This window comes from Streptomyces sp. 17_S59, assembly GCF_056930295.1.
Map to the genome: position 1 here is coordinate 4463799 of NZ_JBXOWD010000001.1, position 15357 is coordinate 4479155.

Below are 15357 nucleotides of genomic sequence, written 5' to 3' on the forward strand. Positions count from 1 at the left end.
TCGTTACTGTACGAAGCAGCCCGATGCGGGCACAGTAGCGCAAGTCCGGTGCGGTGATGGCGAATACGACTCAAGTCGTCAACCTCGCGAACCCATGCATGGGGGATGGGTGGCGGGCGCCGCACGTGGTCTCCTGGGGGCTGCCGGCAGGGCTACCCGAGGGGGCAGCTCAGCTCCGGCTTGGCACGGTTCGGGGAGCACGTCACCAGGGCCACCGACAGGAACAAGGTCCCTCGAAGGTAGAACCCGAGCGACACGTCCCCGCCCTGTGACAGTCGTTCGGCGGCGAGGACCAGGAGTCGGGTCGTGTCCTGGTCGTGGGAGGAGGCGAAGCGGGGTGCGTGCTCGGTCAGCCGCTTTCCCAGCCACTCCGAGGCTTCCTTTGGCTCGTCCCACGTCCCCCCGATCAGCTTGGGCGGCTTCAGCAGCCACAGGGCCGTTTCGATCGGCGGAACTCCGGTGGTCTTCCACTCGGCAACCGCTTCCCGGTACCGCTCCTGCATGTCGTCCGGACTGGTGGCTGTCGGGGTGACGGACGGCGGGGGGCGGCGGATGCTCTCCTTGTCGAAGGCTTTCTTCTCGCCGGTCCAGAGGTACCCGTGAACGTGCAACTGGCCTTTCCTTTCCAGGGAAAGCGACGGCGGCCCCCACCTTCTGCAGAAGGCAGAGGCCGCCAGTTACAGAGGCAGTCGGCTGGGGGCTGCCGTGGTGGGGCCGGTCAGGCCGTAAGGCCGAAGCGGGCCGGGTCGATGCCCGCTGCATTCAGTTCGGCGGTGGTGAACCTCAGCGGCTCCGCGTCGGGCCGCTTGCTGTCGCCAAGGGCGTAGGCGTCCTCACCGATGCGGGCGAGGATCACGCACGCCTCACCGTCGGGGTGGGTGTTGCCTCCGCACGCCTTGGCGAACTGTGCGCTGTCGATGTCGAGCCCGTACAGGTCAGTCATGGTGAACCTTCCTGAGAGATGGAAGGACACCGGAGCAGCCATCGTGGCCGAGGGTTCTCTACGGCTTCTGATTCTCCGTGAAGACATCGCATGCTGTGTGGCTGCCTCGGTGTCCGTGGTCATTGGCACATCGTGGGGGCAGTCACATCGTGAAGCCAGTTTCAGTCGCGTCTTGGACTAAAGATCACGGATCTTGTCTGCGCGCTCGGCCAGGAAGCCTCGTGCGTCATCGTCGAACAGGGCATAGTTTTCAAGGGTGGTGAAGAGTTCCAGATATGCGGCCACGTCACGCGGATCTCTCAGGGCGACAACCCCTGTTGTGGTTTCTGCCGTGGCCAGGGTCGTGTCGTAGATGGTGAATGTGTCCATAGGTGCAATCGGCATGTGTCCTCGGGCGGGGATCACGCCGAGCCTCACGTTCGGGAGTCTTGACACCGACACCAGCCGGTCGACCTGTATGGCCATTGCCGGTGCTGGGACCAGGGGCCACTTCACAGCCAGCTCTGACAGGAGGAACGTGAACCGCTTGGTGGTGTCGTAGAGGACTTCTTGCCGCTCAAGTTTTCTGGCAACGGTCCTGCTGTGGTCACCTGGAACGTGGGCGAGGCTGGCCCGGATGTAGTCGGGGGTGGACAGCAGGCCGGTAATCATGGACAGCAGGAAGAACCGGAACTCTGTCGAAGTCTTTTCAAGGGCCGCAAGCTCTTGCTGCTTCTTGTCCAGGCCCTTCCTGCGAAGATTCCGGAAGTCCTGCCATTCGGTGTTTGCGCTCTTGGCCAGCGCCATGGCCTCCGCCACAAGGCCGGCGGGGGCTTCAACGGCTCTCAAGTATTGCTCTACGTCCAGGATGGACGCCGTACTTTTCCGTTCTCAATCCTGGATACCTTGGATTGAGACACGTTCATACGCTTGGCGACCCGGTCCCCTGAGAGACCGGATCGCTTGCGCAGTCCTTTCAGTGAGGCTGCCAGCTCCTGGAGGGACTGGCCTAGCTGTTCGGGCTCGAAGGTCACTTGTGCGGGTACTCCAGGAACGGCACGGATGCCTCTACCGCGATCCGCTGGTACTCGATGAACGGTGCGGGGTCGCCCGCGTACAGTTCGCGGCTGATCTGCTTGCCGTCCGGCTCGTAGTGCATGAGAACGATGGTGGAGCGGTCGAACATCCAGAAGTCCTGAACATCCGGCAGCGGATTTTCCCTGTCGGTCACGTCGAGGATTCGAATATCTTCCCCGACCGGTGCCTGATGCTGGTAATACCTCTCGAACTCGAACCGGAGATAGTCCGAGAGCGGTCGGTTCACGATGTGCACGCGGCCGATAGTTCCCCCGGTTGCCCTGTGTTTCTGGATCAGGGCAGTCCAGGAGTCCTCATAGGGCTTCGGGTATCGGGCCCCTTTCTTGAATGCTGCGAACTCGTCCGCTTCCTGCGGGACGAGGTACTGCGGCAACGTTTCCAGCCTCCATGCTTCCATCTGGAAGTTCTGGAACTTGTCCGCCCACTCCTCACCATCCAAGAGCACGAAATGCCTCCCTCAGCACGCTCTCGGGGATCTCCACAAGCCCTTCCCCGACCTGGGGCATGAAGGCGTCGGACACCTCACCCTGAACCAGGAACGATCCGGTCGTCGTGCGGTACACGTTGGGGCAGTCACCCTGCCCGCATTCACCGCTGCCGTTGCCGGTGAGTCGGGTAAACGCTGCACGTTCGGACATGCGAACCCCCTTGTTCGCAGCCCTGGTTGGGCCGACTTGTGCCGACGGTACGAGGACCCGCGCGCAGGTGTCTATGCCAGGACGCGACTATGCGCGTTATGGACTAATGATCTGGCTGCGGACGTGCAGTTGTGATCGCCTGTGGGCGTGGGCGGCGCGGAGCTGACCTACCCGGAGGGTGCGTCGGCCGAGGTGGATGCGTTCTCGATCGTCGGCGGTGTCGACCTGAGGGTGCCCGAGGGCACTGCGGTCGAGGTGAGCGGCTTCTCTCTGTTCGGCGGGCGCAGCGGTGACGTGCCGGGTGAGCCGGGCGGGGGCGGTGGTCAAGGTGCGCTCGTACACCCTGCTCGGCGGCGTCAAGGTCCGCCAGGGCGCGTAGCGGGCGGCCTGCCTACTGGTACTGCGGCAGGTCGTCCGTCGAGATCGTCCAATCGCCGATGGTGACGTCCTCGCCGTACACGAAGTCCTTGCGGGCTGCGTACCGGGGCCCGGAAGGGGTCGGATGGATGTCGGACAGGACGGCGCCTTCTCCCTTGCGCGGGTCGAAGATTACGTACACCGGGACTCCGAGTAGCGGGTAGTCCCGCATTTTGCCCACCCAGTCGTTGTCGGGATTGGACCGGGACACGACCTCGATGGCGGCGATGAGGGTGTGGGGGTCGAAGGATCCCTCGCCCTCCATGTCCTCCTCCCGGATCACCATGACGTCCGGGTGGCGCATCACGCCTTCGCTCACGTCTTCTACGTCGGGCGTCCCGGTAGGGGCCACCATGCCGTCCGGCAAGACTTTCTCCAGGCGGCGGCTGATGCGGAACGCTGTCAGCTCGTGAGGCCTCCCGGGCGACATCATGTCGTGAACGATCCCTTCCTTCGTGATCTCCAGCTTGCCGGGCACGCTCTCCTGTATCTGCTCGACGATGTCCCGCATCGCCTGGTAGTGGAGGGCGTCGCGCCCTGCATGGTCCGGGGCGATCGTCATGACACTCGCTCCTCTCCTTCAGCAGGTCGGCCGTGCGGCTGGAGTCACTAGCTTCATGCTAGTCGGGACGGCAGGACTGCTCTGCGGAAGGAGCCGTCCATACGCCGTTGCCGATGACCGACCTGGCCGTCGAGCTGGGGCGCACTACGATCGGGCCATGGCTGAGCTGGAGACTTCATTCCGGTCGCTCGACGGCACTGCTCTGGCAGGAACGCTGACCGCTCCGCAAGAGCCAGCAGCCGGACTGGCCGTGCTGATGCACGGTGCCGGCGTCACCCGTGAGGAGGGTGGCTTCTTTGCCCGGCTTGCCGCCGGTCTTGCGGCATCCGGGGTCCACTGCCTGCATTTCGACCTGCGCGCTCATGGAGCCAGTGGTGGCCGCCCGGAGGACGTGACCATTGCGGGCGTCGCCAATGACCTCCGCGCCGCGTGCGATCACCTGCGTGCGGAGAGCGGGAAGGACCGTCCGGTGCACGTGGTCGCAGCGTCCTTCTCCGGCGGCGCGGCAGCGCTGCACGCGGCGTACCGGCCACAGGACGTCGAGCGTCTGGTCCTGCTCAATCCCCGGCTGGACTACCGCGAGCGTTACGTCGTCAGCCGCCCTTACTTCGACGGGGACTACATGGCCCCCGAGGCCGCCCAGGCGCTTGATGCGAACGGCTTCACCGAGCGCAGTCCATTCGAACTGGGCCGGGCGTTGCTGAACGAGGTCTTCTATCTCGATCCCGAGGTCTTCCTGGCGGCTGTCCGTGCGCCCTCGCTGCTGGTCCACGGGACGAAGGACACGTTCGTGCCCGTCGAGTCCTCGCGGCGGTACATCAGCGCATTCGGCGGCCCTGCCGAGCTGATGGAGCTGGAGGGCGCGCAGCACGGCTTCGCGGTGCACGGGGATCCGCAGTACCTCCACCCGCAGTCGCAGGCGTGGCAAGCCGAGGTCATCGAGCGCGTCACCGATTTCCTCGGCAGTTAGCCGGGCACGACCGTCAGTGCTTGCCGTAGCTCCCTGGCCGCCGAGCGTCGTGCGTACGGCCGCAGGGCGGCGACCGTACGCCGCAGCTCGCCTGGTCGAAGCCGCTGCTTGGTGGCGTGTAGCCGGACGCCCGGGGGTTACCCGGTTCGGCTTCACGGTGGCAGCCGACGGCTAAGACCGACCGAGGATAGGCGTTGCGCTCCTTGGCTGCGGGATGGGAGCTTCAGCGTGCGCGCACGCCGTCGATAGCCAGGTTGAGCAGTTGGTCGGCCTCGCCTTGGCCGTCGGGTTCCCCCTCGGTGGCCAAAGCGATGGCGCTGACGAGTTTGAGCAGTTGGGTGATGGTGACGTCGGGGCGTACGGCATTCATGTGGCGGGCGCGGTCGAGGAGTTCGTTGCCGGCGCTGGTGATCATTGCGTGGCAGGTGCTTCCCAGTGTCGGGTCGCCGTCGCGGGCGCCGTGCATCAGTGATGCTCCCAGGCCCCGGTTGGCGACGGCGTGTGCGCCGACGGCGCGGAGCCAGATGACGAGTGCGGCTCCGGGATCGGGGTCGGGCAGCAGGTCGCGGGCTTTGGCGCAGAGGGCCTCCACCCGGCCTTTGAAGACGGCTTCCAGGAGCAACTGCCGGGAGGGGAAGTGCCGGTGGAGTGTGGCTGAGCCGACTCCGGCGCGCCGGGCGATCTCCTCCAGCGAGGCTTCGGCCCCGTGTTCGGCGACCAGGCTCTCGGCGGCGGCCACGATCCGGTCGTAGTTGCGGCGCGCGTCGGCACGCATCGGCCTCGGCGCGGGGTCAGCTGCGCTCTTGGGCACGGGAACTCCTGACGGCTTGCTAACTGGGGTGGCCCTCCATATTGTATCGACCGATAACCGGAGGGGCACCCCAGTTACTGGGTGTGGCCCCTCGTCGGCATGCGATATGGGGAGATTCGTGGAACCGACAGGAAAGACCGTCGTCGTGGTGGGGGCGACCGGCCTGCAGGGCCGGGCAGTGACACGGCACCTGCTCAGCAGCGGCTGGCAGGTACGCGCACTCACCCGCAACCCGGACGGGGCGCCGGCCCGGGCGCTGTCGGGCGCAGGCGCGCAGATCGTGTGCGCGCAGATGGAGGACGTCTCCTCGTTGATCGCCGCGGCCAACGGCGCATACGGCATGTTCAGTGTCCAGCCCACAGTCGGCTCTCCCGGAACGGCACCGGGCTTCAGTGCCGAGGACGAGGTCCGCTGGGGGATCAACGTCGCCGAAGCCGCAGGTGCCGCCGGCGTCGAGCACTTCGTCTTCACCTCGGTCGCCGGCGCGGACCGTCACGGCAGTGAAACGCTGCCGCAGAACCTGGTCAGCAAGTGGCGCATCGAGCAGCACATCGCGGGGCTCGCCCTGCCCGCGACGATCCTGCGGCCGGTCTCCTTCATGGAGAACTTCACCGGCGAATACGCCCTGCAAGGCGGGGGGTTGGCCACTGCCCTCGCCCCCGAGGTCCCCCAGCAGATCATGGCGGTGGACGACGTCGGCTTCGTCACCGCGCTGGCGTTCTCCCGGCCCGAGGCGTGGATCGGACGCGCGGTGGCCCTGGCGGCGGACGAACTCACGCCGTTGCAGATCGCGGCGGCCATCGAGAGCGCGCTCGGGCGTCCGCTGCCGTATGTCCGGATCCCGATCGAAGCGATCCGGGCCCTCAGCGAGGACTTCGCATTCGCCTGCGAATGGCTCAACGAACGCGGCTACCGCACGGACATCACCGAAACCCGCCGTATCCACCCCGGGGCGATGAATCTCCGTACCTGGCTGGAGCGCACAGGCGCCGCCCAGATCGCCGCCTTCCTGGCCACCCAGCCCACCCCCGGGCAGCACGCATGAGCACCCGTACACCCGATCCCGGGCGTATCGGGATCTGGGCGGGCGACCTCGACAGCTACCCCGCGGCAGGAATTCGCGAGGCCGCGGCAGCGATCGAGGATCTCGGCTACGGCACCCTCTGGTTCGCCGAGACCACAGGGCGGGAGGCCATGGCGCAGGCCGCGATCCTGCTGTCCGCCACCCAGCGGATCACCGTGGCCGCTGGCATGACCGACATCTACGCGCGCGACGCGGTGACCACCGCCGCTGCCCGGCGCACCCTGGAGGAGGCGTTCCCCGGGCGGTTCGTGCTGGGGCTGTGGGAGAGCCACCCCAGCCTCGCCGAGGACATTCGCGGTCACCGCTTCGGCTCACCGCCGGCCACGATGGGCGCCTACCTCGACACTCTCGACGCCGCCCCGTTCGGGCCGCCCGCCACAACGGCCTCGCGGCACCATGTGCTCGCGGCCCTGGAGCCGGGCATGCTCGCGCTTGCCGCCGAACGCACCTGGGGCGCCACCGTGTTGGGCATGCCCGTCGAGTACACCCGCACCGCGAGGTCGGTGCTCGGACCTGACGCACTTCTGGCCGTGACCCAGCTGTGCGTGCTGACCCCTGACCGCACCCGCACCGCCGAACTGGCTGCCGCCACGGTTGCGGCGGCCCTGCCGAACCGGCGAACGCTGCTGCACGACCTGGGGTACCAGGACGTGGACGCGCTCGACGGCCGGCTCGTTGACGCGATGGTGGCCCACGGCGATGCCGAGGACATCGCCCGCCGTGTCCACGAACACCTCGACGCCGGAGCCGACCACGTCAGCCTCCACCTCCTGACCCCCGCACCGGGCATCGTCCCGATCCGCCAGTGGGAGCACCTGGCCAGCCACCTGCTGCCCTGACCGGATCCGTCCATGTGGGAGCCGCGGCAAGACCGCGGCTCCCACGCTGCAGCCTGCCGTAGGCGGTGTCCGACCCGGTCGAGGAACCGCTGTGTGCCCTGTGGTGCGCAGGCACAGCACGGGTGCCGCTATTCCTGCCATCGTGGCCATGTCGGAGGGTCCATGCCTGCCATGCCGTCATCCCTGCTTGAGCCGCTCTGGCAGCAGTTATCGGCGTTACTGCCCAAGCGATCCGAGTTCGATCCTGCGCACCCGCTGGGCTGCCACCGCCGACGCGTACCCGATGAAACCGTGTTCCGCCTGGTCGTTGAGGCGCTGGTGCACGGCTCCGGCTACGAGCGGGTCGCCACCACCGGGTGTTCGGACTGGACCATCCGAAACCGGGTCAAGCACTGGTCCCTTCTGGGACTGGCGCAGGAGCTGCACCGTATCGCGTTGGCTGCCTACGACAAGATGATCGGCCTGGGCCTCTCCGAGTTGTCCGTGGACGGCTGTCAGACCAAAGCGCCTTGCAGAGGCGACAGGGCGGGGCCTTCCCCGGTCGACCGCGCCAAGCAGGGCCTGAAGCGTTCGACCCTGGTCGACAGCAGCGGGATACCGATCGGCCTGGTTTCAGCCGGCGCGAACCGACACGACTCCGTCCTGCTCGGACCGACCGTCGACGCGGCGAGGCGCCAGGTCGGGAACCTCCCCGCCGACGCCACCGTGCATCTCGACTCCGCCTACGACGGCAAGCCCAGTCGCCAGGTCTTGGGTGCGCAGGGCCTTACCGGCGAGATCGCCCGTAAAGGCGTGCCCGCCCCGATCCAAGTCGGCAAACGCTGGGTGGTCGAACGCACCCAGTCCTGGATGAATGGCTACGGAAAGATCCGGCGGTGCTTTGAGCGAGACGGCCGAGTAGTCGACTTCTACCTCTACCTGGCCGCCGCATTCGTCACCATACGCGCTCTGATTCGGCGGGCCAGAAACCTCTATCGGTGGCCGCATCGCCCAACAGCACGCCGCCTGAGATAAGCCCTATCCTCGGTCGGTCTAAGACAAATGGCTCGACTCACCTGGCAACTCGATAGGTGCTGATCACCGATGCGGCTGAAGGGCGGACTGGCGGTGCCTATGCGGCCTACTTCCTGCACAGAGCCGTGGACAGCACCTTCAGTGCCGCGGCGTCGGCCTTCGGCCCCTTGAAGAGGTCCATGCCGAGCGCGAGCGTGATCTGGCGCTTGCCGTCGGCCGTCGTGAAGCTGAAGGTGTTGTAGCCGGGGACGCTGCCGGTGTGGCCCCAGACCGGCTTCTCGGTGGGGCAGTAGCCGGAGTTGCTCTCCAGGCCCAGGCCGTACTTCCGGTTCTCGCCGCGGTCCGTGTCGTGCAGGGTGTTCATCTCGCGCCACAGGTGGGACGGGAGCAGCTTGCCGCCGGACAGGGCGCGGTAGAAGCGGTTGAGGTCGGCGGTGGTGGAGACGATGTTGCCGGGGCCCCAGAAGGCCGTGGGGCTGAAGTCGGTGAAGTCGGTCGCGGTCGTTTCGCCGGGGAGCCGCTCGTAGCCGTTCAGGTGGCGGCCGGGCAGGTGCGACGATGTGGGGATGGACGTCCCGGTGAGGTGGAGCGGGCGCACGATGCGCCGGTTGATCTCGTGGGCGAGGGTGTGGCCCGTCGACTTCTCGATCAGCATGGCGAGGACGACGTAATTGGTGTTGGAGTACGCCCACTTGCCGGGCTCGCCGGGGTTGAACGTGCGGGGCTCCTTCACCGCCATGTCGACCAGCTCGCGCGGGGTGTAGTGGGAGTGCTGGGCGGCCCGTATCGGGTCCGGCTTCTGCAGGAGGACGTCGAGGTAGTTGGGCAGCCCGCTGGTGTGGTTGAGCAGCTGCCGCACCGTGACGGGCGCGCCGTTCGAGCCGTCGGGGACCAGACCGGGCAGGTAGCGCCCGATGGGGTCGTCCAGGCCGACCTTGCCCTCGGCCACGAGCTGGAGCACGACCGTGGCGACGAAGCTCTTGGTCACGCTGCCCGCCCGGAACCGGTCCCCGGCCTGCGCCTGCCGCCCGTCCGCCAGGTCGGCGACACCGCTGCTCCCGCGCCAGACCCCGCGCTCGTCGCGCACCTCGGCGATCGCACCGGGCACGCCCTCGGCCACGACGGCGTCCAGCGCGCGCTGGAGGTCGGCGCGGTCGCTGCCCCGGGCAGCGGGCGTGGCGGCGACGGCCGGGGCGGCTGCGGGGGCCAGGGCGGCTGCGGCGAGCAGGGCGGAGACGACGGCGGTACGGCGGCGCATGATCGAGACCTCTCAGTGGGCGGTGACGCACCGTCAACCTATGTCGGCGACTCGTTCCTATCGATCATGATCAGGGATGATCGTGGGGCTTCCGTCCCCTAGAGGGAACCCTCAGAAAACGAGGAGTGACCTTGTCCCGCACCGAGTTCTACGACGATCCGGCGGCCCCTGAGCCGAACAGCCTGGTCGTCGCCGCATCCGCCGTCGTGACCGACGACCGGAGCCGCATCCTGCTCCAGCGTCGGCGCGACAACGATCTGTGGGCCCTGCCCGGAGGCGGCATGGAGATGACCGACTCCCTCCCCGGCACGGCCGTGCGCGAGGTCAAGGAGGAGACTGGGCTGGACGTGGAGATCACCGGGCTGGTCGGCACCTACACTGACCCGCGCCACGTGATCGCCTACTCCGACGGAGAGGTACGGCGGCAGTTCAACGTCTGCTTCACCGCGCGTGTGGTCGCCGGGGAACTCGCGATCTCCGACGAGTCCACTGAGCTTCGGTTCGTGCACCCCGACGAGATCGCGGCTCTCCCGATGCACCACACGCAGCGGCTCCGCATCCAGCACTTCACGGAGCGCCGGGAACACCCTTATCTGGGGTGATGGCTCGAGGTCAGGTCGTACTCCCGGTGCCAGGTCTTGTTCGCCGCTCGAGGTAGCCGATGGCAGCGTAAGCCTCACCGAGGATGCAGCCCAGTTCCGAGGCCGATTGACGTGCTTGGGCGGCATCTCCGGATTCGGCGAGGTCTTCCAGCTCACGGAAGCGCGCGGCCAGTTGGGGCTGGCGGTGGATGTGTACGTAGACCGCCCACTGGGTGATGAAACGCTGGAGCGGAGCGAGGTCGGAACCCTGCCGGGACTGGTCCGCCGCCTGATCCAGCTCACGCGTGAACGCCGGCAATGCCGCGGGCGCGATTTGCGCAACGGCGTGTCTCAGCGCCGTCACGGTGGCGGCCGGCTGCGGGATCAGAGGCTGCCCGGCAGCGGAGGTGGTCATCGCGTCTCCCATGACGGAGATTCTTGTCCCTGCCGTCAGCCTATCCGGAGGGTTCCGTGCGCTGCCCTTCGAACGAGTGATGGGGACGACTCGACAGGGCGCAGGTACTGCTGGCCATGGCCTCGGCCACGGAGATATGCAGGTCATCGCCGATTGCTTCATCCGGATGGCGTAACCAGGGTTGCGGATGCCGCCGGGTGCACCCAGTGTGGCACGCGGGAGGGGGATTTCACCCGAATAGCCCCTTGTGGAAGGGGGTTTGTGATCATGAATCAGCCCGCGAGCGAGGCCCTGCGGGTACGCAGGAACCAAAATTGGATGTGGCCGGAGGAGAAGCAGCGCTACGTCCTGGCCGTGTGGATGTGCAAGACCCTGGGCTACTACGACTGGTACATCGACGAGCACAGCAAGCTCAGCGAGGTCTACCACAGTCGGCCCTGTTTCCTCCCGTGGCACCGGCAGTTCATCCGGCGGTTCGAACAGCAGTTGAACGCCCTCGACAGCGGCATCACCCTGCCCTACTGGGACTGGACCGTCGACCAGGACACCGTGGGCTCCACGCTGTGGAGCGAGTTGTTCATGGGCGGCAACGGCACGACCAGTGACGGACAGGTCACGAGCGGGCCGTTCCGGTACTACGGCCCCGGTTGGGTCTGCCGCGACACCGACAAGCCTTACCTGCGGCGCCAGTTCGGTGCCAACAACCGCAAGCTGCCCACACCGCAGAACGTGGCCGACGCCATAGCGCAGACGCCGTACGACAGCGCCCCGTGGGACGCCCAGAGCAAGGGCTTCCGCAGCTACCTGGAGGGCGGTATCGGCCCGGGCATCCACAACGTGGTCCATGGGTGGGTCGGCGGGAACATGAGTGACATGTTCAGCTCCCCCAACGACCCGGTGTTCTTCCTGCACCACGCCAACGTCGACCGCATCTGGGCGCAGTGGCAGCAGAGGCCCGGCAACACCTACCTTCCGCTCGACAACGCGCCCGGCAACCTCGACGGCCAGAAGCTGAACGACCTCATGCGGCCGTGGAACGGCATAGACCTCTTCCAGAAGGTCAAAATCAGCGATGTGCTCGACCATCGGGCGCTGGGCTACTGCTACGACACCGAGGAACCGACCGCCCACGGCAAAAACTGCATGCTCCCCGGTGACGTGCTCCGGAAGAACGAATGGATCGACTCCCCGGACGGAGCCTACCGGCTCCACTACACGCTGGACGGCTACGTAACGCTGCACCGCACACTGGACGGCACCGCGCTCTGGAAGGTGCCGACGGACAGAACTCCTTCGAGCACCGGCAAGTTCATCATGCAGGGTGATGGCAACTTGGTCCTCTACGACGCAAATCAAGCCATCTGGGCTTCCGGGACTGTGGACAATCCGGGCACCCGGTTGTACCTGACGGTGGACGGCCATGCCGACCTGATCAACATGTCCAAGATCCGCGTGAGGCGCTACGGCCTCGAGCCGGTCATGGCCTGACCGCGCCGTCGACGCCCACCACCGAGTCTCGGACCGGCGCGGCCAGTGGCTTCCGGTAAGGCGAGGAGGCCGCCGGCCGCAGCCAAGCAGGCAGCCAAGCAGGCCGTGACGCGGCCAACCGGCCTCGGTCGAGGGACGGACTCAGCCGTCCGTCGGCGCGATCCCGGTCGGGCAGGAGCCGCCCCACTCGCCGCCCGATGGGTCGCTCAGCTTGACCCCCGTCCCCCCGATCCCGCAGTACCCCGCCGGATTCTTCGCCAAGTACTGCTGGTGATACGGCTCCGCATGCCAGAACGGCCCCGCCGGAAGGATCTCCGTCGTGATGCCGCCGTAGCCCGAGGCGCGCAGTACGGACTGGTAGGCGTCCCGCGATGCCTCGGCCACCCGCTGCTGCTCCGCGGAGTGGGTGTAGACCGCCGAGCGGTACTGCGTGCCGCGGTCGTTGCCCTGGCGGAAGCCCTGGGTGGGGTCGTGGGATTCCCAGAAGAGCTTGAGCAGGGCCTCGTACGACTTGACCGACGGGTCGAAGACCACGCGGACCGCCTCCGTGTGGCCCGTGCGGCCGCTGCAGACCTCTTCGTACGTCGGGTTCGGCGTGTGGCCGCCCTGGTAGCCGACCAGGGTCGTCCACACGCCCTCGGCCTGCCAGAACTTCCGCTCCGCACCCCAGAAGCAGCCCAGGCCGAAGTCGGCCACCTGCAGCGTCTCGGGGTAGGGGGCGGACAGCGGCGTGCCCAGGACCGTGTGGCGGTCCTGGAGGGGGAATTCCGGTTCCGGGCGGCCCCGCAGGGCCTCGTCGGCGGTGGGGAGGCGGGTCTCGCGGCGTCCGAAAAGCGTCATGCCGTTCTTAACGGTCGGCCCTCACGCGGAATTCCGCCCGGCCTCCCAGCCCGCCACCGCCCTCGCCCGGTACGCCGTGTACGCCGCCACCGGGTCCTGCTCGTACGTCCACGGCACCGCCCCGATGTGGCCGTCCACCTTCTTCAGCTGCTCCAGCGCCTCCCCGTAGCGCTCCGCCCGCACCAGGAACCACACCAGCAGGTGCCGCACGTGCGGCTGCACCGGGTGGTCCGCCGGGGCGTGTGCCACCGCGAACTGCGCCGCCTCGATCGCCTGCCGGATCACCGCGCTCTGGAACAGGCTCCGCACCAGCTGGACGTCCGGCAGGTGGTCGTACACCGCGAACAGCGGCAGGGCCGGCAGCAGGCTGCCCTGCGGCGCGCCCGCCGCCACCCGCGCCGCGAACGCCTCCGCCTGGTCCTGCGAGCCGTGCCACTTCGCGCTCCAGTAGCGCAGCGCGGCCAGGTGCGCCCCCATGTGCTGCGGGGCGCGCGCCGCGACCCGCTCCCACAGGGACTGGAACTCCGCCTCGCTCACCCCCAGGCCCCGCGCCACGCCCAGCTCGACGATCGACGGGACCGGGTCCTCCGGCGCCAGCCGGGCCGCCTCCGCGCAGACCGTGCGGGCCTCCTCCAGGATCATGCGGTAGTCCTGCGAGGACGGATCCCGCAGCGCCTGCTGGACCAGGAACTCGGCCTGCACCGCCGCGCCGCCCGGGTCCTCCGGGGCCACCACGCGCCAGTGGCGCAGCCACATGCCGCCCGTGCCCGGCGCCTCGGCCAGCTCCTGCGCGGCCGCCCCCGCCAGGGTCTGCACCCGCTGCCAGCGCAGCTCGGCCGCGGTGCCCGCGTCCGTGCGGGCCAGCAGGTCGGCGGCGGGCTTCCAGTCCTGGGTGCGGCGGGCCTCGGTCACCGCCGTCAGCAGCTCCGGGTCCGGGCCGGGCAGCCGCAGGTCCAGCTGCCCGGGGGGCACGAAGCCGTGCGGGCCGGCCGGGTCCACGGCGGGTCCGACGCCCTGCACGATGTGCTGTACGGCCTGCCGGCGGCGGATCGCGGGCACCACGACGAAGCCGCAGACGATCACCACGACGAGCAGGATGAGCAGAAACTCCATGAGGTGTCCTGAAACTGGAGAAGGTAGAGGTACGGCGGTCGGGGACCCCGTCGGCGAACGCCGACGACGGTACAACGTGACAAACCGGCGAATCGTTCATCTGCCGGTTACAAGTGAACAGGGGCGTTCAGGCGAAGGGGCACTACCCTCGGAAAAATGAGCGACCAGCACAGCTTCGAGACCCTCGCGATCCATGCCGGGCAGGAGCCGGACCCGCTGACCGGGGCCGTCGTACCGCCCATCTACCAAGTCTCCACCTACAAGCAGGACGGCGTCGGCGGCCTGCGCGGCGGCTACGAGTACAGCCGCAGCGCCAACCCCACCCGCACCGCCCTGGAAGAGAACCTGGCGGCACTCGAGGGCGGCGTCCGCGGCCTCGCCTTCGCCTCCGGCCTGGCCGCCGAGGACTGCCTGCTGCGCACCCTCCTCGCCCCCGGCGACCACGTCGTGATCCCGAACGACGCCTACGGCGGCACGTTCCGCCTCTTCGCCAAGGTCGTCGGGCGCTGGGGCGTGGAGTGGTCGGTCGCCGACACCTCCGACCCGGCCGCCGTGCGCGCCGCCGTCCGGCCGACCACCAAGGTGATCTGGGTCGAGACCCCCTCCAACCCGCTGCTCGGCATCACCGACATCGCTGCCGTGGCCGGCGTCGCCCACGAGGCCGGCGCCAAGCTGGTCGTCGACAACACCTTCGCCAGTCCCTACCTCCAGCAGCCGCTGGCCCTGGGCGCGGACGTGGTCGTGCACTCCACCACCAAGTACATGGGCGGCCACTCCGACGTCGTCGGCGGTGCGCTCGTGACCGCGGACGCGGGCCTGGCCGAGGAGCTGGCCTTCCACCAGAACGCGATGGGTGCCGTCGCCGGGCCGTTCGACTCCTGGCTGACGCTGCGCGGCATCAAGACCCTCGCCGTGCGCATGGACCGGCACAGCGCCAACGCCGAGCGCATCGCCGAGCTGCTGGTCTCCCACCCGAAGGTGACCCAGGTCTTCTACCCCGGCCTGCCGGAGCACCCGCTGCACGAGGTCGCGGCCAAGCAGATGCGCGCCTTCGGCGGCATGGTGTCCTTCCGCGTCGAGGGCGGCGAGGAGGCGGCCGTCGAGGTCTGCAACCGCGCCGAGCTGTTCACGCTGGGCGAGTCGCTGGGCGGTGTCGAGTCGCTCATCGAGCACCCGGGGCGGATGACGCACGCGTCCACGGCGGGGTCGCAGCTGGAGGTCCCGGCGGATCTGGTGCGGGTGTCCGTGGGCATCGAGTCGGCGGACGACCTGCTGGCGGATCTGCGGCAGGCGCTGGGCTAGTCCGG

19 protein-coding genes are annotated in these 15357 nt (G+C 68.2%); 7 read left to right on the forward strand and 12 right to left on the reverse strand.

Going from position 1 to position 15357, the window contains the following annotated elements; translation table 11 throughout:
* Positions 1-152: 152 nt before the first annotated feature.
* The 7 genes from AC1Z4A_RS20250 to AC1Z4A_RS20280 all read right to left on the reverse strand — a co-directional run bounded on the left by AC1Z4A_RS20250 (position 153) and on the right by AC1Z4A_RS20280 (position 3637).
* A complete protein-coding gene (locus AC1Z4A_RS20250; protein WP_483680767.1) occupies positions 153-611 on the reverse strand; it encodes a hypothetical protein in 459 nt (152 codons plus the stop codon).
* A 107-nt stretch (positions 612-718) separates the two neighbouring features.
* Positions 719-943: a DUF397 domain-containing protein gene (locus AC1Z4A_RS20255; protein ID WP_483680770.1), complete on the reverse strand. Its 225-nt coding sequence runs from the start codon at positions 941-943 to the stop codon at positions 719-721.
* 177 nt (positions 944-1120) lie between these two features.
* Positions 1121-1729 carry a DUF5753 domain-containing protein gene (locus AC1Z4A_RS20260; protein WP_483680773.1) on the reverse strand — a complete coding sequence of 203 codons (609 nt, stop codon included), beginning with the start codon at positions 1727-1729 and terminating at the stop codon, positions 1121-1123.
* Between the two features lie 50 nt (positions 1730-1779).
* Positions 1780-1956: a helix-turn-helix domain-containing protein gene (locus tag AC1Z4A_RS20265; protein ID WP_483680776.1), complete on the reverse strand. Its 177-nt coding sequence runs from the start codon at positions 1954-1956 to the stop codon at positions 1780-1782.
* The gene (locus tag AC1Z4A_RS20270) at positions 1953-2465 is read right to left on the reverse strand and encodes a DUF6879 family protein (protein ID WP_483680778.1); all 513 of its coding nucleotides are present in this window, start codon (positions 2463-2465) and stop codon (positions 1953-1955) included. The genes AC1Z4A_RS20265 and AC1Z4A_RS20270 overlap by 4 nt, the downstream gene beginning before the upstream one ends.
* On the reverse strand, positions 2449-2658 hold the full coding sequence (locus AC1Z4A_RS20275; RefSeq protein ID WP_483680781.1) for a hypothetical protein: 210 nt from the start codon (positions 2656-2658) through the stop codon (positions 2449-2451). The genes AC1Z4A_RS20270 and AC1Z4A_RS20275 overlap by 17 nt, the downstream gene beginning before the upstream one ends.
* A 391-nt stretch (positions 2659-3049) precedes the next feature.
* Positions 3050-3637 (reverse strand): Uma2 family endonuclease, encoded by a 588-nt coding sequence (locus AC1Z4A_RS20280; protein ID WP_483680783.1) that lies wholly within the window; start codon positions 3635-3637, stop codon positions 3050-3052.
* Between the two features lie 157 nt (positions 3638-3794).
* Here AC1Z4A_RS20280 and AC1Z4A_RS20285 point away from each other — a divergent pair, with 157 nt between their 5' ends.
* Entirely contained in the window at positions 3795-4607 is an 813-nt protein-coding gene (locus AC1Z4A_RS20285) for an alpha/beta hydrolase (protein ID WP_483680785.1), read from the forward strand.
* Between the two features lie 223 nt (positions 4608-4830).
* On the opposite strand, the gene AC1Z4A_RS20290 is transcribed toward AC1Z4A_RS20285, so the two are convergent.
* Entirely contained in the window at positions 4831-5418 is a 588-nt protein-coding gene (locus tag AC1Z4A_RS20290) for a TetR/AcrR family transcriptional regulator (RefSeq protein ID WP_483680787.1), read from the reverse strand.
* Positions 5419-5536: 118 nt separating this feature from the next.
* Here AC1Z4A_RS20290 and AC1Z4A_RS20295 point away from each other — a divergent pair, with 118 nt between their 5' ends.
* The 3 genes from AC1Z4A_RS20295 (at position 5537) to AC1Z4A_RS20305 (ending at position 8355) form a co-directional block, all read left to right on the forward strand.
* Positions 5537-6463: an NmrA/HSCARG family protein gene (locus AC1Z4A_RS20295; RefSeq protein WP_483680788.1), complete on the forward strand. Its 927-nt coding sequence runs from the start codon at positions 5537-5539 to the stop codon at positions 6461-6463.
* Positions 6460-7341, forward strand: coding sequence for a TIGR03620 family F420-dependent LLM class oxidoreductase (locus AC1Z4A_RS20300; RefSeq protein ID WP_483680789.1), 882 nt, complete (start codon positions 6460-6462; stop codon positions 7339-7341). The genes AC1Z4A_RS20295 and AC1Z4A_RS20300 overlap by 4 nt, the downstream gene beginning before the upstream one ends.
* A 162-nt stretch (positions 7342-7503) precedes the next feature.
* Positions 7504-8355 carry an IS5 family transposase gene (locus tag AC1Z4A_RS20305; protein ID WP_483680793.1) on the forward strand — a complete coding sequence of 284 codons (852 nt, stop codon included), beginning with the start codon at positions 7504-7506 and terminating at the stop codon, positions 8353-8355.
* 106 nt (positions 8356-8461) lie between these two features.
* Here AC1Z4A_RS20305 and AC1Z4A_RS20310 read toward each other — a convergent pair whose 3' ends face one another.
* A complete protein-coding gene (locus AC1Z4A_RS20310) occupies positions 8462-9613 on the reverse strand; it encodes a serine hydrolase domain-containing protein (protein ID WP_483680796.1) in 1152 nt (383 codons plus the stop codon).
* Between the two features lie 131 nt (positions 9614-9744).
* Between AC1Z4A_RS20310 and AC1Z4A_RS20315 the strand changes: the two genes are divergently transcribed.
* Positions 9745-10215 carry an NUDIX domain-containing protein gene (locus AC1Z4A_RS20315; RefSeq protein ID WP_483680799.1) on the forward strand — a complete coding sequence of 157 codons (471 nt, stop codon included), beginning with the start codon at positions 9745-9747 and terminating at the stop codon, positions 10213-10215.
* A gap of 10 nt (positions 10216-10225) precedes the next feature.
* On the opposite strand, the gene AC1Z4A_RS20320 is transcribed toward AC1Z4A_RS20315, so the two are convergent.
* Positions 10226-10609 carry a DUF6247 family protein gene (locus AC1Z4A_RS20320; protein WP_483680801.1) on the reverse strand — a complete coding sequence of 128 codons (384 nt, stop codon included), beginning with the start codon at positions 10607-10609 and terminating at the stop codon, positions 10226-10228.
* A gap of 267 nt (positions 10610-10876) precedes the next feature.
* Here AC1Z4A_RS20320 and AC1Z4A_RS20325 point away from each other — a divergent pair, with 267 nt between their 5' ends.
* On the forward strand, positions 10877-12097 hold the full coding sequence (locus tag AC1Z4A_RS20325) for a tyrosinase family protein (RefSeq protein ID WP_483680802.1): 1221 nt from the start codon (positions 10877-10879) through the stop codon (positions 12095-12097).
* A gap of 141 nt (positions 12098-12238) precedes the next feature.
* Here AC1Z4A_RS20325 and msrA read toward each other — a convergent pair whose 3' ends face one another.
* Both msrA and AC1Z4A_RS20335 read right to left on the reverse strand, forming a co-directional pair.
* A complete protein-coding gene (msrA, locus tag AC1Z4A_RS20330) occupies positions 12239-12937 on the reverse strand; it encodes a peptide-methionine (S)-S-oxide reductase MsrA (protein WP_483680804.1) in 699 nt (232 codons plus the stop codon).
* Positions 12938-12958: 21 nt separating this feature from the next.
* Positions 12959-14050 (reverse strand): hypothetical protein, encoded by a 1092-nt coding sequence (locus AC1Z4A_RS20335; RefSeq protein ID WP_483680807.1) that lies wholly within the window; start codon positions 14048-14050, stop codon positions 12959-12961.
* A gap of 156 nt (positions 14051-14206) precedes the next feature.
* On the opposite strand from AC1Z4A_RS20335, the gene AC1Z4A_RS20340 reads away from it, so the two are divergent.
* Positions 14207-15352 (forward strand): cystathionine gamma-synthase, encoded by a 1146-nt coding sequence (locus AC1Z4A_RS20340; RefSeq protein WP_483680809.1) that lies wholly within the window; start codon positions 14207-14209, stop codon positions 15350-15352.
* Positions 15353-15357 lie beyond the last annotated feature (5 nt).

Excerpts from the sequence above, each read along its gene's own strand:
- AC1Z4A_RS20285 (WP_483680785.1), top strand. The coding sequence starts at position 3,795 with ATGGCTGAGCTGGAGACTTCATTCCGGTCGCTCGACGGCACTGCTCTG.
- AC1Z4A_RS20335 (WP_483680807.1), bottom strand. The coding sequence starts at position 14,050 with ATGGAGTTTCTGCTCATCCTGCTCGTCGTGGTGATCGTCTGCGGCTTC.
- AC1Z4A_RS20305 (WP_483680793.1), top strand. The coding sequence starts at position 7,504 with ATGCCTGCCATGCCGTCATCCCTGCTTGAGCCGCTCTGGCAGCAGTTA.
- msrA (WP_483680804.1), bottom strand. The coding sequence starts at position 12,937 with ATGACGCTTTTCGGACGCCGCGAGACCCGCCTCCCCACCGCCGACGAG.
- AC1Z4A_RS20275 (WP_483680781.1), bottom strand. The coding sequence starts at position 2,658 with ATGTCCGAACGTGCAGCGTTTACCCGACTCACCGGCAACGGCAGCGGT.
- AC1Z4A_RS20310 (WP_483680796.1), bottom strand. The coding sequence starts at position 9,613 with ATGCGCCGCCGTACCGCCGTCGTCTCCGCCCTGCTCGCCGCAGCCGCC.
- AC1Z4A_RS20260 (WP_483680773.1), bottom strand. The coding sequence starts at position 1,729 with ATGGCGCTGGCCAAGAGCGCAAACACCGAATGGCAGGACTTCCGGAAT.
- AC1Z4A_RS20340 (WP_483680809.1), top strand. The coding sequence starts at position 14,207 with ATGAGCGACCAGCACAGCTTCGAGACCCTCGCGATCCATGCCGGGCAG.
- AC1Z4A_RS20320 (WP_483680801.1), bottom strand. The coding sequence starts at position 10,609 with ATGACCACCTCCGCTGCCGGGCAGCCTCTGATCCCGCAGCCGGCCGCC.
- AC1Z4A_RS20300 (WP_483680789.1), top strand. The coding sequence starts at position 6,460 with ATGAGCACCCGTACACCCGATCCCGGGCGTATCGGGATCTGGGCGGGC.
- AC1Z4A_RS20325 (WP_483680802.1), top strand. The coding sequence starts at position 10,877 with ATGAATCAGCCCGCGAGCGAGGCCCTGCGGGTACGCAGGAACCAAAAT.
- AC1Z4A_RS20280 (WP_483680783.1), bottom strand. The coding sequence starts at position 3,637 with ATGACGATCGCCCCGGACCATGCAGGGCGCGACGCCCTCCACTACCAG.
- AC1Z4A_RS20255 (WP_483680770.1), bottom strand. The coding sequence starts at position 943 with ATGACTGACCTGTACGGGCTCGACATCGACAGCGCACAGTTCGCCAAG.